Annotated in this window: 15 protein-coding genes; 3 read left to right on the forward strand and 12 right to left on the reverse strand. The window is 44.6% G+C overall.

What is annotated here, in order from left to right:
- Positions 1-39 precede the first annotated feature (39 nt).
- Positions 40-1392 carry an RsmF rRNA methyltransferase first C-terminal domain-containing protein gene (locus IWT5_RS08100; RefSeq protein WP_089109459.1) on the reverse strand — a complete coding sequence of 451 codons (1353 nt, stop codon included), beginning with the start codon at positions 1390-1392 and terminating at the stop codon, positions 40-42.
- Positions 1393-1576: 184 nt separating this feature from the next.
- Here IWT5_RS08100 and IWT5_RS08105 point away from each other — a divergent pair, with 184 nt between their 5' ends.
- Positions 1577-2386 carry a Cof-type HAD-IIB family hydrolase gene (locus IWT5_RS08105; RefSeq protein WP_089109460.1) on the forward strand — a complete coding sequence of 270 codons (810 nt, stop codon included), beginning with the start codon at positions 1577-1579 and terminating at the stop codon, positions 2384-2386.
- A 69-nt stretch (positions 2387-2455) separates the two neighbouring features.
- Here IWT5_RS08105 and IWT5_RS12500 read toward each other — a convergent pair whose 3' ends face one another.
- Entirely contained in the window at positions 2456-3361 is a 906-nt protein-coding gene (locus tag IWT5_RS12500; RefSeq protein WP_089109461.1) for a hypothetical protein, read from the reverse strand.
- Between the two features lie 106 nt (positions 3362-3467).
- Between IWT5_RS12500 and IWT5_RS08115 the strand changes: the two genes are divergently transcribed.
- Positions 3468-5588: a metallophosphoesterase family protein gene (locus IWT5_RS08115; protein WP_089109462.1), complete on the forward strand. Its 2121-nt coding sequence runs from the start codon at positions 3468-3470 to the stop codon at positions 5586-5588.
- A 168-nt stretch (positions 5589-5756) separates the two neighbouring features.
- On the opposite strand, the gene glpK is transcribed toward IWT5_RS08115, so the two are convergent.
- From glpK to IWT5_RS08130, 3 genes are all read right to left on the reverse strand, one after another.
- Positions 5757-7268, reverse strand: a complete 1512-nt coding sequence (gene glpK / locus IWT5_RS08120) for a glycerol kinase GlpK (protein ID WP_089109463.1) — start codon at positions 7266-7268, stop codon at positions 5757-5759.
- Positions 7269-7439: 171 nt separating this feature from the next.
- A complete protein-coding gene (gene thmT, locus IWT5_RS08125; protein WP_089109464.1) occupies positions 7440-7628 on the reverse strand; it encodes a 2-hydroxymuconate tautomerase in 189 nt (62 codons plus the stop codon).
- Between the two features lie 64 nt (positions 7629-7692).
- Complete coding sequence (locus IWT5_RS08130; protein ID WP_089109534.1) at positions 7693-8583, reverse strand: YitT family protein; 891 nt, start codon at positions 8581-8583, stop codon at positions 7693-7695.
- 173 nt (positions 8584-8756) lie between these two features.
- Between IWT5_RS08130 and IWT5_RS08135 the strand changes: the two genes are divergently transcribed.
- Positions 8757-10178, forward strand: coding sequence for a C69 family dipeptidase (locus IWT5_RS08135; RefSeq protein ID WP_089109465.1), 1422 nt, complete (start codon positions 8757-8759; stop codon positions 10176-10178).
- A 55-nt stretch (positions 10179-10233) separates the two neighbouring features.
- Here IWT5_RS08135 and IWT5_RS08140 read toward each other — a convergent pair whose 3' ends face one another.
- The 7 genes from IWT5_RS08140 to IWT5_RS08170 all read right to left on the reverse strand — a co-directional run bounded on the left by IWT5_RS08140 (position 10234) and on the right by IWT5_RS08170 (position 13497).
- A complete protein-coding gene (locus IWT5_RS08140; protein WP_089109466.1) occupies positions 10234-10572 on the reverse strand; it encodes a hypothetical protein in 339 nt (112 codons plus the stop codon).
- Positions 10573-10693: 121 nt separating this feature from the next.
- Positions 10694-11056: a 50S ribosomal protein L19 gene (gene rplS / locus IWT5_RS08145; RefSeq protein WP_089109467.1), complete on the reverse strand. Its 363-nt coding sequence runs from the start codon at positions 11054-11056 to the stop codon at positions 10694-10696.
- A 123-nt stretch (positions 11057-11179) separates the two neighbouring features.
- Positions 11180-11938, reverse strand: a complete 759-nt coding sequence (trmD, locus tag IWT5_RS08150; protein WP_089109468.1) for a tRNA (guanosine(37)-N1)-methyltransferase TrmD — start codon at positions 11936-11938, stop codon at positions 11180-11182.
- Positions 11938-12459 carry a ribosome maturation factor RimM gene (gene rimM, locus IWT5_RS08155; RefSeq protein WP_089109469.1) on the reverse strand — a complete coding sequence of 174 codons (522 nt, stop codon included), beginning with the start codon at positions 12457-12459 and terminating at the stop codon, positions 11938-11940. Before rimM ends, trmD begins: the two co-directional genes overlap by 1 nt.
- Before the next feature lie 64 nt (positions 12460-12523).
- Positions 12524-12781, reverse strand: a complete 258-nt coding sequence (locus IWT5_RS08160) for a KH domain-containing protein (protein WP_089109470.1) — start codon at positions 12779-12781, stop codon at positions 12524-12526.
- A 9-nt stretch (positions 12782-12790) separates the two neighbouring features.
- The gene (rpsP, locus tag IWT5_RS08165; RefSeq protein WP_054656367.1) at positions 12791-13066 is read right to left on the reverse strand and encodes a 30S ribosomal protein S16; all 276 of its coding nucleotides are present in this window, start codon (positions 13064-13066) and stop codon (positions 12791-12793) included.
- Positions 13067-13209: 143 nt separating this feature from the next.
- Complete coding sequence (locus IWT5_RS08170) at positions 13210-13497, reverse strand: hypothetical protein (RefSeq protein ID WP_089109471.1); 288 nt, start codon at positions 13495-13497, stop codon at positions 13210-13212.
- Positions 13498-13499 lie beyond the last annotated feature (2 nt).

The raw sequence follows: 13499 nt of genomic DNA on the forward strand, positions 1-13499 counted from the left end.
TCATGCGGTAAGTAGTCATCTTTTTAAATTCCAATCATTTTAATAAGCTTTAAAGCGTAAACCCTTGGGAAAGAAATTTTTGACGGTATGATTGACTACTTTGCCAAAGGCAACGGGCTGGCCATTGCAAATCAGTCGGACCCACCCTTTTTTAATCGGTAGATCGTCACTGGTGAACGTATCACCATGGACCACTTGTTTCCAATCAGTCTCGGAAATTGCGGTCTCAAACTTAAACTGACCAGGTTGTAACGCCAAAGCCAGCGCGTAACTCGGTTCAAAACGATTCTTTTTAAAGGTCCCAAGGTGTAAACCTGGTCGAACAACTTTTAATTTTCGTAAAGATGGTGTGCCTTCTGGCATCAAATAAAGCTGATCGCCAAATGCCATTAACTGATGCGAATCGACTTTAAAATTAAGGTAGTCAGCAGCAAAATCCTCGAACAGATGGGATTGATTCCGCGACACATTCGATGCTTGTCGATGCGACTTCTTGGTGTCACTAATGGGGTCAGTCAGTTTTAACTTGGCAACGAAATGACCCTCGCCTCTCATCAAATGTGGGAATAAGCGAGCGGCACCTTTCAAACTGGGATCGCCATTTCCCCACTCTGGCTTGGCATCAATAATACCAGCCGGCTTTTCAATCGGAACAACTTCAAACTGCGGATAAGTCTCCAGCAGCCACGAGATAATTTGTTCGTCCTCTTCTGGCGCGAACGTACAGGTCGAGTAAACAAGTTCACCACCGGGTTTAATTGTTTTCACTGCTTCTGTCAGAATTTCGCGTTGCCGTTTGGCACAGGCAGCAGGATAATCCGTTGACCAATAGCTAACTGCGTCAGGATCCTTACGGAACATGCCTTCTCCTGAGCACGGCGCATCGACCAGCACTTGATCAAAAAAGGCCGGGAAGGTTTTCGCAATCGAAGTTGGGTTTTCGTTGAGTACTAACGTGTTGCTTAAACCAAAACGTTCCGTGTTTTCGGCTAAAACTTTTGCTCTTTTTGGCATAATTTCATTACTGACAAGTAACCCGGTTTGTTGTAAAAAGCTGCTCAGGTGCGTTGTTTTGCCGCCTGGGGCTGCAGATAGATCCAGCACCCGCATGCCGGCACTAGGATGGGCAACTTCGCCCACAAACATGGCACTGGGTTCCTGGCTGTACACAGCGCCACTTTGATGATCCAAACTGTGGCCGCTAACTTTTCCATAATAGCCCCACTCGGTATAAGGCACTGGATCGGATAAATCTAGGTCATCTGGTACCGGACGCATTGGGTTGATTCGGAAACCACTGTTTTCTGGTTGATTGAAACTGGCGAAGAAGGCGGCTGCTTCGTCACCAAGTAAATGCTGATATTTTGTTTTAAAAGCTGCAGGTAATTCCATATCTATCCCTTTCATTACACAAAAATTCTCTGAAAGCAGTATACCTTTTCACGGCTTCACGGTCAATCTGAATCACTTGGGGTGTTTTAAATCAACTAGGAGCAATCGAATACAGACAAATTTGCTCTTAGCCCATTAACTGTGTTAGATTTAATCTATTATCTTCAGAAACGGATGTGTAATATTGACTCGAAAATTAATCGCCCTGGACTTAGACGGGACAACGTTAAATAATGAAGCAACCCTCTCTAAAAAAACGGTTGCTACTCTCAAATCAGCTGTAAAGGCTGGCCATGTCGTTAGTATTGTAACTGGCCGACCTAATCGCCTTTCTCAGGGCTACTATGATCAATTAGGACTCACCTCACCCATGATCAACTTTAATGGCAGTTTAGGCCATATGCCGCATAAGCACTGGCAAGATGAGTATCAATACACCTTTGACCGCGACATTGTGCTGGACCTACTAAAGCACCAGCAGGAATTCAACATTCAACTGATTGCGGCGGAAGGTAAACATTTATTTCTTGCACATCAGACAGCTGCCACACAAGTGGGCTTTTTCCCAACCGTTCTCACTCACGACCAGCAGCTTTCCCCTGCCACTTTAACTCAAAATCCGACGAGTATGACCATTGCCGTAGACCGTCCGCTGCAAAAACGCCTTCAAGCCTATATTGAAAACCGTTTTGGCAGTTCTGTGGACGTTGCACCTTGGGGTGGCCCCAATAGCGTCCTAGAAGTTTGTGCTAAGGGCGTGCAAAAAGCTGTTGGTGTTGAACGGTTAGCCAATTATTACCACATTGATCAGCAAAACGTGATTGCTTTTGGTGATGAACATAATGATAAGGAAATGATTGAATACGCGGGTCGAGGCGTCGCAATGAGCAATGCTACTGACCAACTAAAAGCCATTGCTGACGATGTCACTCAATTAAATAATGATCAGGACGGCATGGCTGAGTATCTGTCAAAAGCCTTGAAGTTAGCTTAATGGAAAAGTACCAAAAATAGCCTAGCACGACCTTAAACAGTCGTGCTAGGCTATCAATTTTAAAAATGATTATTGTTGATCCCAGCGACTTTTTTCAACCCGCTGAATCGTATTAACGCTTGTGCCATCAGGCTTAGTCTGCGATTGACAGAAATAAACGTCATCACCAAAAAGAGCGATGCCAGTTAGCTGAGTATCCACCGGCAGATCATCAATTGTTTGATCGTGAAAGCCATTTTTTAAGAGCCAAAAGCCCTTGCCAATCGCATGTTCCTGTCCATGACTTTTAGTGGCATAAATTGCCCGGCCATTTGAAAATGCGATGCTTTGGATACTGCCGATCGTTGCTGGGTCAAGTTGTTTTGCAGTTGGTTTAAATGATTGGAAAACCGCTGCCATCACGCGTAAATCGCCAGCGGGGATTGTTGATTCACCCTGTTCAACCAGTTGCCAAATCAACTTGCTGATCTGCTGGACATTATAAACGGTCCCTTGCAAGTGTTGGGCACGATCCAGCACCATCACAGCAAGTTCAGCGTGGTCACTAGATAATGCTGAAACCGCACCAATAACCGGTTGTGGTAATGGTGTTCCCGTGATGTTAGCACTTTCTAAGTGAGTTATTTTGAAAATTGCGGGCTGACCACTGAGAGAATCAGTGTCAAAAGTGAGGTGCCACAGCTCCGGAGCCTCCACTTGGCCGTTAGCGTCAGTTGGCTGGCCACAGACAACTAAAATCAGTTTGGGTGTGGTTTGAATCAGTGATAAACTATGCACGTTAACGATTTTCTGCAACGTGATTGTTTCAGCAGTAGTGCTGGCCACCGATTGAGGTTCATTCAAATCGCACTTGGTGATGATAGTATCTTGATTAACTGTTTGAGCAACGTAGCTATTCTCTTGGTCAATACAAAAAGCGTTAACGGCCGATTGGTTGGCCAATCCTTTAAATTCATAAGCTAAAGCTGACTTCATTAAAAAACTCCCTTTTCATTGTCGATAATGATCTTTTAAACAGTCATATCAACATGATCAATAAGTTGATTATACCATAAGAAAAAAACAGACGGTGGTGATAAAAATGAAACGCACAACCCAATCCTTAGTTGACCACATGGTGGACGGCCAACTTTTCAATCAGTCAGGGACCTTTACGCCTAGCCACTTTTTAGTTAGCCGGAAACAGCCCACCAGAATAAGTCCTCGAATTCAAATTTACGCAGCCAAGCGGTCCATTGCCTATCAAGGAAAACTAAAGAGTGACGGTCTTTTCTGGCTGAAGATCGAGAATGGCTATCTTTGCGTCGCCAACAGTAAGAAACGACTGTACGGACACGATTCCAATTCAAATTGGGGCGTTAACGCCCCCGGCCCAGCAACAAACATTAACCGATCAGTCACAAGCAAAATCAGCAGGTCCCAACAGACTTTTGTTGCTGCTGAACCTCTTTTATTTAGAACGGTAGCTGAATGGACTGCAACCTCAAAAAGAAGCAATATGCTATCTACAGGAGATATGATTGTATATAGCAATATTTTGAAAGCAAAGGGAATGCTCTACGTTCAAACTAGCCAAGGCTTTTTGCCCTACCGCGATTGCAAATCAGGTAAGCGGTATGGCGTTCTTTCAAATGCCGCTTTAGCAAACTCGCTTGAATTTCATCCCAAACCCTCTCCAAGTTACCAAATGAACGGTCAATTTTGTTTCAGCCGTCGATCGGTTAACGTTTACCAACGTCCTGACTTGACTTCTTACGTCATTGACAGATTGCCGAAAAAAGCCGTTGTCGCTTACACTGGTAAACTAGTCGATAAACATCGCGGTTGGCTGCAACTTAATCAGCATGGTCAACCTCGATACATTCCCTTCATGACACGCTATCCAAATTATGAACATTACTTTGGCTATGAAGTAACGGGTTCTAAAAGCGTTACCCGCTTGGTTGAACCGTGGACTTTTGATCGGGCTAATAAGCCCATTTCGCTTACACCGACTAAATTAGAACAAGCCGCCCTCAAACAAGTTACGCAACAACTTCAGCAGGTGCGACAGCCTGATTCAATTGTGATTGGGCTAATTAACGATACGCACTATGATGCTCATCAATCACTCGCTAGTCAGCGTCCGTTAAGTGATCTTCTCATGATTAGCCAGCTGGCAGCTACCCACCATTTTGATGGTTTGGTGGTGAATGGTGACCTGGTAGATGGTAATCAGACACTAAATCGAACCATTATTGATACTGGTGATGCCGTTTCTGCTCTAAAGGAAGCGTCTATCCCCACTTTTATTACCCAAGGAAATCATGATGATAATTCTGGCTTTGCCCGTTACTTGAACGGTTATCGAACTGAACAGGTGCTAACAGAAAAAACAGCGGCTAATCTGCGTCAACAGTTTAATATTCACTGGTTGGCTGAACAGCATCACTTCTATGGCAAATACAAGGTGCCTGGTACGGCTTTGAGCCTAATCATGCTCAATACCTTTGATATCCGTGATTCTAGCTCAGACACGTATTTTGACCGTGATTACATTGACCAGCCAAATGGGATTCATTGGACCGGTATTCTGCAAAATATTCGTCACAGCCGCTCTCGAATTGAACGCACTCAAGCAACTTGGCTTTCCCAAACTTTAAACCAGCTCAAACCAGACGAGCAAGCGATTGTCTTCACTCACGATTCAATTCGTTCCGCAATCGATAAACAAGCTGTTCAGTCATTTTGGACTTATGACTGGTTCGCTAATAATCAACAAGGTTATTATGCCAGCGTTTATAACAGTTTGATCAAGCATCGACAACAAATCGTTGCCGTCATGTCCGGGCATACGCACGTTGATGACTGGTCAACCCAGGATGGCATTAACTGGATCACCACCACCAGTGATATCACGGATCGGCGAAAAACAAGCCGCTTTGATAGTCACGCGCTGGGTGCTTGGGATGTTTTAGTCATCAACCCTAAACAACGACAATTATTTCGGCTGCGTTATGGCTGGCATGATCGTGCTGGCCGAATCAGAAATTGGCAATACCGATTGTTTGGTGATGGTACCGACACAAACCATCGCTCATTAAAAGCTATTTTTAAACTGACTGAAATACAACCGCTAACGGGTAATGCGTTATATTACCAGAATCAAAATAAACAGGTTGATCAGATCTGGCGCGGCTTCCGCGGTTACTTCAACTATTAGAGGCTGTGCCATAAGCCTGTCACGACCAGCATTTAATTTAATTGCTTGCCACACACATTCTAAAATCGGCTTTAATCCATTTTTCACAGCTCAGATTCCGACCACATTTAAGACAAATTAACCCCATCCTGACAAAAACATCAGGACGGGGTTTTATTTGTCTTAAATTTAAAGTTGCTTCTTTGGTTTGAATAACTGAGTTGCTTTAACAGCAGCTTGCCAGCCAGAATAGCAATTTTCGCGGTCTGTCTCAGACATTTGCGGATCAAATTCCTCGCTAGGCTTGTGCATCCGCTTGATCTCATCAAGGTCTGCCCAGAAACCCGTTGCCAGTCCAGCCAGATAGGATGCCCCTAAAGCGGTCGTTTCAGCAATTGCAGCCCGTTGAATATGGGTGTCCAAGATATCAGCTTGAAACTGCATGAGAAAGTCGTTATTAGCGGCCCCACCGTCGACACTGAGGTTTTTAATATCAATTCCCGTGTCAGCAGCCATCGTGTCCACAACGTCGCGGGTCTGGTAAGCAATGGCTTCTAGCGTTGCTCTGACAAACTGTTCTCGCGTAGTCCCACGGGTAAGGCCAAAGACCGCCCCACGAACCTCTTGATCCCAGTATGGTGCGCCAAGACCCGTAAAGGCTGGCACAACGTATACGTCGTTAGTTGTCTTTGCTTCAACGGCCATTTTCTCCGACTCTGGTGCGTGTTTAAAGAGCCGCATCCCGTCTCTGAGCCATTGAACTGCAGAACCGGCCACAAAAATACTTCCTTCTAAGGCATAGGTTACCTCGCCGTTGATGCCATAAGCAATCGTGGTCAATAGCCCCTTGTTCGATAAGGTAGGTTCTGTCCCCGTGTTCATCACGATAAAGGCCCCAGTTCCGTAAGTGTTTTTAACAGAACCCTTGTCGAAAGCAGTTTGACCAAATAAGGCTGCCTGCTGGTCACCAGCAATACCAGCAATGGGAACCTGCAGACCAAAGAAAGTAAAGCCAGCAGTGTAACCATAGGTATAAGAGGACGGATGAACTTCTGGTAGCAAGCTTGCCGGAATATTCAAGAGATTCAGGATTTCATCATCCCATTTTAAATCATGAATGTTAAACAGCATGGTTCGCGAAGCATTCGTATAGTCAGTGGCGTGAACCCGGCCACCAGTGAGCTTCCACAAGATCCAAGTGTCAATGGTGCCAAATAAAAGTTCGCCCTTTTCAGCACGTTCCCGAACACCTGGCACGTTATCCAAAATCCACATAATTTTTGTGGCCGAGAAGTATGAATCAATGACTAGCCCGGTCTTCTTGTGAATAAGGTCAGCGTAACCTTTTGCTTTTAATTCATCGGCGATCTCACTGGTTTGTTTTGATTGCCAAACAACGGCGTGGTAAACCGGCTCACCCGTGTTCTTATCCCAGACAATGGTGGTTTCACGCTGGTTGGTAATCCCAATCCCACGGACTTTGTAGGGTTGAATATGCGCGTTGATCACCGCATCAGAAATCACTGACTGGACTGCACTCCAAATTTCGATAGCGTCATGCTCCACCCAGCCAGGCTTTGGAAAATGCTGTGTGAATTCACGTTGCGCCTGACCCACAATCTGACCATCCCGGTTAAATAGAATTGCACGCGTACTTGTCGTACCCTCGTCAATTGCCATTATGTACTGTTCGTCATTCATCGTTAAGTCTCCATTCGTTTACGTTCTCAAGTTAGTTAATCACTCTATAGTATACCTAAGAACGATAAAATAGCCAACTAAATTTGTTTAAAAAAGCATTCACATCAGCGCTGTAATCGGTTACATAGACAATTCAAAAAAAGTGAGCGAAATCGCGCTCACCTTTAATCATTACTTTTCGTCGCTCTTAAGAACGCCACCAACACTGTAACGGTTCTTTGCCATTTCTTTCAAAATAACGTGAACGTGTTCAGCAGGTGCACCCGTGTTCTTGGTAACAGCATCAGTAACGTCTTTAACTAAGTTCTTAAGCTGTTCTTGTGAACGGCCTTCAATTAAGTCAATATTTACGATTGGCATAGTAGTGCCTCCCTTGTATAGAATGATAAAAGTATACCTTGTTTCAGAATTTCAGGCAAGTTCTCTAAGATTGCGCCTGTTTAAATTTTAGCTGCTCGGTTTCGTCGTAGAAGTTACCTTCAATATCCACCGTGCTGACTAAGTTAACAAACGAACCAGGATCGACGGTTTTGACAACGTGCTCTAATTCATAGAGTTCGTAGCGGGAAATGACCACCATCAAAACAGCACCTGGACGACGTTTGTAAGCCCCTTGCGCAGGCAGGATCGTCACACCGCGAATCAGCGTATTGTTTAAGCCTTCAATGACTTCATCTGGTTTAGTCGTCACAATAAACGCCGTCAACTTTTGGTGCCGGGTATGAATCGCGTCCACTACCCGTGACATCCCATACAGCGAGATAATCGTATACATGGCGTTTTCCCAGCCGACCAACGCCCCGGCAACTAACACAATACCTAGATTGATCACGATCATTAACGTCCCAATCGTTTTACCGGTGGTTTTTTCGAGGATTACTGCGATAATGTCCATCCCACCCGTTGAAAAGCCATATTTAAGCGGATAAGCAACCCCCACACCAGTTAAAATGCCACCAAACAAGGCACTGAGCAGCGGATTATGCGATAACGTTTGAATGGGTAACAGGACCGCAAAAATGGACGTTAAAAATGAATCAATAAAGCTATACACGGTGAAGCCCCGGCCAATTTTTAACCAGCCCAGTAAGCCAATGGGGATGTTAAATAATAGGATCAGCCAACCGGTATTGAGGTGAAAGTGAAGCCATTTCAAGGTTAAGATTGATAGAATTTGTGAAATCCCGTTGATTCCTGCACTAAAAATGTTCCCGGGAATTAAAAAAAAGTTCAGTGCAATCGCGTTAATCAGCGCTGAACCAACGATCAACGCACATTTCATTGTAAAATCTTTTCGATCGATGAGTGCCTGCATAGATAAACGTCCTTTCAAAAATAAGTTAACTAGCTGTTTATATTTAATCATATTTTGGTTTCTTTGCCCATTTCATTTGGGCCGTTCTTTAGCTTAAGACTGGCACTATCATACCATGCTGCACCCATTTCTATGATAGAATACCCTTAGAAATCATTATTGGAGGGATTCGCATGTCACTTACACCTTATTCTGCATGTACCAGTATTTTAATTGGTAAAGCAGCCTCCGTGGACGGATCAGTCATGATCGGCCGCAACGAGGATTCACGTCCAGCCTGGCCTAAGCACTTTATTGTGCACCCCGCTAAAACAACGGCTAACGCCCGTTTTGAATCAACGGCTAACGGCTTTAAAATGCCGTTACCTAATGACGCTTATCAATATACCGCCACCCCCGAATGGACCGATAAATACGGTGTCTTTGAGGAAGACGGGATCAATCAACTAGGCGTGGCCATGAGTGCCACCGAAAGTACCTATGCAAATGATCGGGTCCTAGCTGCTGATCCATTAATCAAAGACGGCATTGGTGAAGAAGCCATGGTAACGGTCACTTTACCTTACATCAAATCGGCTCGTGAGGGCGTGAAACGTCTGGGGACAATCGTTGAAAAGTACGGCACGTGTGAATCGAATGGTATTTTGTTTGCTGACAAAGAAGAAGCTTGGTACTTTGAAACGGGTTCCGGCCACTATTGGGTTGCCCAGCGGATTCCTGATGACAGTTACGCGGTCATTGCCAACCAAATGGCAATTCAAAATATTGACTTTGATGATCCAGAAAATTTCATGTGGCACCCTCATATTCAACAATTTGTGGCAGAAAATGCGTTAAATCCGCAGCGACAAGCCTTTAATTTCCGTGAGATTTTCGGCACCAACAACCAAATGGATGCTTATTATAACCTTCCCCGAGTTTGGTACGGCCAAAAAATGTTCAATCCAAGTGTTGAACAGACTCCCAATAGCCATCACATGCCGTTTGTGCGCCAAGCTGAAAAATGTTTATCAGTTGAAGACGCCAAAGCCTTCTTAAGCTCCCACTTTCAAGAAACACCGTATGACCCTATTGGCACTGGCAGTGTGGAAGACCGGCGTCGATTCCGGCCGGTGAGCCTCGCTACAACGCAGGAATCGCATATTCTGCAATTGCGTCAGTATGCCCAACCTGAACTTTCGGGTATCCACTGGTTAGCAATGGGAGTTGCTGCTCAAAGTGTTTACGTGCCTTTCTATGCAGGGATTAGCGATACCCCAGCTGATTACCAACGCGGACTTGGAACATACAGCCCTGATAGTGCCTACTGGGTCTTTAAGCAGGCTGGTGTGCTGGTCGACCCGCATTATAAACAATTCGGCGAGCAGCTAAAGCAAACGCAAAAAGAACTTAACCAGCAGTTTGGCCACTCTGTTCTACAGACGGATCAAAAAGCTAAACAACTTAACGGCATCGAGCTGACGGCCCTACTCACTAAGGAAAGCACAAACAACGCTGAACTAGCCCTGAAGAAATACCGTGAACTCTCTACCAATCTCATCACCCAGGCAACCGCTTTTTCACCACTAAGCTATAAACAAGATTTGAATTTATAATGTAAAATGACATTCACCTTAGGGCGGATGTCATTTTTGATTGCTTGATTAAACCTTACCGTTGAAAGAGAAAATAGATACCCAAAACAAGAAACAGAGCAAGTTCAAACGATGCAGAAAGCCTAGATAATCGTAACTTATTAGTTCCAGTGGGTTCACCAAGCCGTTTTTGAAAGATTGAAATAACGGCACTCAGGCCCCACTGAACGATGATAATGGCTAACATGGCCAGCAAAAGTCTGCCCGTCAGAAGTTGAAAGTTTGAATCGACAATTCTAATTAAGAGCACCACTAACGCAACAATGGCACTGCCCTGAACGACTAACTGCGTGCCGAAGAGCCGGCGTTGCTGCGGTGTAAAATGATCATCAGTCATTTCAGTCACTTCTTTCATCCAAATCTGTTAACTTCAGAATACAAGTTCAAGCCATAGAACTCAAGTTTTTCAAACCAGACAAAAAGCGTTCAAGTCAGCAATCTGCCCACTTGAACGCTTTTTAAACAGAAACGGTCGACTATTTACGAGGACGACGAGCTTCTGGGATACGAGCTGCCTTACCATGTAATGCACGGATGTAGTAAAGCTTAGCACGACGAACACGGCCGTAACGTACAACTTCTACTTGAGCAACACGTGGTGAGTGAACAGGGAAAGTCCGTTCAACACCCACACCGTTAGAAATCTTACGAACAGTATACATTGCTTGGATACCAGTACCGCGACGTTTGATCACGACACCTTCAAACAATTGGATACGTTCACGAGTTCCTTCAACAACCTTGGCGTGAACACGGATAGTGTCACCAGGGCGGAAGTCAGGAATATCGGTCCGTAATTGGTCCTTGTTGATCTTTTCGATTAATTGGTTTTGTCGCATGTTGTTTCTCTCCTTCAATCAACATTCATACTCGATCTCGACAGCGGAATATTGTTAATTGTGGCTAAACAGCCAATTACTAGAATATCATATCTCTTTATATGAGTAAAGGGTTAATTCAAACTAAGCTTGGTCGTCTTCTAACTCAATCTTAATATCACGTAATTTTCGTTTCTGATCACCTGTCAGTTCCAGCTTCTCTAAGAGATCTGGCCGTCTAAGCAACGTTCGTTTAAGTGATTGAATTTCACGCCATTCATCAATTTTTTGATGATTACCGCTAATCAGCACATCTGGTACTTTCATGCCCCGAAAGTCTGCTGGCCGCGTATATTGCGGATATTCCAGCAAGCCAGTTGAAAATGAATCGCCGGGAGCCGACTCTTCATTGCCCAGCACACCGGGTAACAGACGCGAAACCGCATCAATCATGACCATGGCCGGTAGTTCACCACCCGTGAGAACATAATCGCCCATGGAAACTTCATCCGTAACCAGGGTACGAATCCGTTCGTCATAGCCTTCATAGTGACCGCAAATAAACGTTAAGTGGTCTTCTCGAGCAAAATCTTCAGCAACTTTTTGGGTAAACCGCTTGCCTGCAGGATCCATTAAAATGACCCGGCCTTTCTCATGCCCCAGCTTCTGCGCTTTTTGCTGAGTCGCTGCCATTGCGTCAAAAATCGGCTGCGCCTGCAGCAACATTCCTGCGCCACCGCCAAATGGGTAATCATCAACATTACCGTGCTTATTGGTTGAGTATTGACGAAAATCAGTCACCTCTACTTCAAGTTCATTTCGGTCTAAGGCCTTCCCAACAATGGAGTCGTGCAGCGGGCCTTCAAACATTTCGGGAAATAAACTGAGGACATCGATTCGCATTACTCTAACCCCTCCATTAACTCAACGATAACTTGGCCGTTTGCCAAATCAACTTTTTTTACCACTTGATCGATCACTGGCAGCAAAAGATCATCCTTGCCCGGCCGAGCAACGACCCACACATCATTTGCTCCCGGTGCCAGAATTTCTTTGATAGTTCCAAGTTCTTCACCATCTTCAGTTACCGCCTTGAGGCCAATGATTTGATGGTAATAGTACTGACCGTCTTCTAGGTCATCATCGCTCAGATTTTCTTCAGCGACTTTTAAAACCATTCCCTTGTATTTTAAAACGTCATTAATGTTATCATATCCCGCCAGCGTAATCAGAATAAATCCCTTATGCTGCCGAGAGCTGTTAATCGTGATCGTGCCAACTGGTTTGGCATCCTGGTCGTTTTTAAAAAGCGCTAACTGACTGCCCTTCTTAAACCGCTGTTCAGGAAAATCGGTTGTGGCGACCACTCGCAGTTCACCACGAATACCGTGAGTGTTCACAATGGTTCCAACTTTATAGTACATGTAGGCACCTGCCTTTCACTGAGTGATTTATTTACAGTAACAAAAAAGCTCCCGAGAACGAGTCTCATTTGGGAGCTTTAGACTCATCGTTAATGACAAGTCGCACACGCTTGGGATCATTGATCCGTACGCTATATACGATTGTGCGAATTGCAGAAGCAACATGCCCCCGCTTACCAATTACACGACCCACATCGTCACCGGCAACCGTTAAGTGATACTCGTAAAACCGATCAGTTTCAACGCGTTCGATCTCAATAGCTTCAGGATGTTCAACGAGGGGCGTTACAATCGTGGTAATTAATTTTTTAAAGTCGGTCATGACTGATCACTACTTTTTTGAAAACTTAGCTTCGTGATACTTCTTCATGATACCTGCTTGGGAAAGTAATGTCCGAACAGTATCTGAAGGTTGGGCACCGTTGTTCAACCAGTTCATGATACTTTCTTCTTCAAGTTCAACTTGAGCTGGTTCAACAAGTGGGTTATAAGTCCCAACTTTTTCGATGAAACGGCCATCACGAGGACTCCGTGAGTCCGCAACAACGATACGGTAGAATGGGCGCTTCTTAGAACCCATTCGCTTTAAACGAATCTTTACTGACATGCATGACACCTCCTGTTAATTCTTTCAACGATAAATAATATACCAGTTATCTGATAGGTTGTAAAGGTTTTTTTCTTTACACCTTAAAACAAAGTGGCTGTAAGGGCGAATAACTTTTTTAAAACTCACAGACAGAAGATTTTTCACTTAAACGGCCTTAGCAAAAATTCCTGGCTGCCAGGTGCTAAATCAGCTTGGTGACCATGAATAAACGTCATCACACTGGCATAGTCATGCACGTCGACAAATTGCTGATCAGGTTGAACGGCCTGCAGTGCCAATGCAAACTGCAGATCATCAATGGTTATTAATTGTCTGGCAAGCGGATTAGCATTATCAATTTGCTGCCAATCGTCCTCTAAAATGCATTGTGCCCGTTTGAAAGCACGGTTTTGCTGGATAACGGCACGTAGCTGCTGAGCAGTAAGCATAG

This window comes from Secundilactobacillus mixtipabuli (assembly GCF_002217925.1).
Lineage (GTDB): Bacteria > Bacillota > Bacilli > Lactobacillales > Lactobacillaceae > Secundilactobacillus > Secundilactobacillus mixtipabuli.

Coding starts and splice junctions, on each gene's coding strand:
- IWT5_RS08100 (WP_089109459.1), bottom strand. CDS start 1,392: ATGGAATTACCTGCAGCTTTTAAAACAAAATATCAGCATTTACTTGGT.
- IWT5_RS12500 (WP_089109461.1), bottom strand. CDS start 3,361: ATGAAGTCAGCTTTAGCTTATGAATTTAAAGGATTGGCCAACCAATCG.
- IWT5_RS08115 (WP_089109462.1), top strand. CDS start 3,468: ATGAAACGCACAACCCAATCCTTAGTTGACCACATGGTGGACGGCCAA.
- glpK (WP_089109463.1), bottom strand. CDS start 7,268: ATGAATGACGAACAGTACATAATGGCAATTGACGAGGGTACGACAAGT.
- thmT (WP_089109464.1), bottom strand. CDS start 7,628: ATGCCAATCGTAAATATTGACTTAATTGAAGGCCGTTCACAAGAACAG.
- IWT5_RS08130 (WP_089109534.1), bottom strand. CDS start 8,583: ATGCAGGCACTCATCGATCGAAAAGATTTTACAATGAAATGTGCGTTG.
- IWT5_RS08135 (WP_089109465.1), top strand. CDS start 8,757: ATGTCACTTACACCTTATTCTGCATGTACCAGTATTTTAATTGGTAAA.
- IWT5_RS08140 (WP_089109466.1), bottom strand. CDS start 10,572: ATGAAAGAAGTGACTGAAATGACTGATGATCATTTTACACCGCAGCAA.
- rplS (WP_089109467.1), bottom strand. CDS start 11,056: ATGCGACAAAACCAATTAATCGAAAAGATCAACAAGGACCAATTACGG.
- trmD (WP_089109468.1), bottom strand. CDS start 11,938: ATGCGAATCGATGTCCTCAGTTTATTTCCCGAAATGTTTGAAGGCCCG.
- rimM (WP_089109469.1), bottom strand. CDS start 12,459: ATGTACTATAAAGTTGGAACCATTGTGAACACTCACGGTATTCGTGGT.
- IWT5_RS08160 (WP_089109470.1), bottom strand. CDS start 12,781: ATGACCGACTTTAAAAAATTAATTACCACGATTGTAACGCCCCTCGTT.
- rpsP (WP_054656367.1), bottom strand. CDS start 13,066: ATGTCAGTAAAGATTCGTTTAAAGCGAATGGGTTCTAAGAAGCGCCCA.
- IWT5_RS08170 (WP_089109471.1), bottom strand. CDS start 13,497: ATGCTTACTGCTCAGCAGCTACGTGCCGTTATCCAGCAAAACCGTGCT.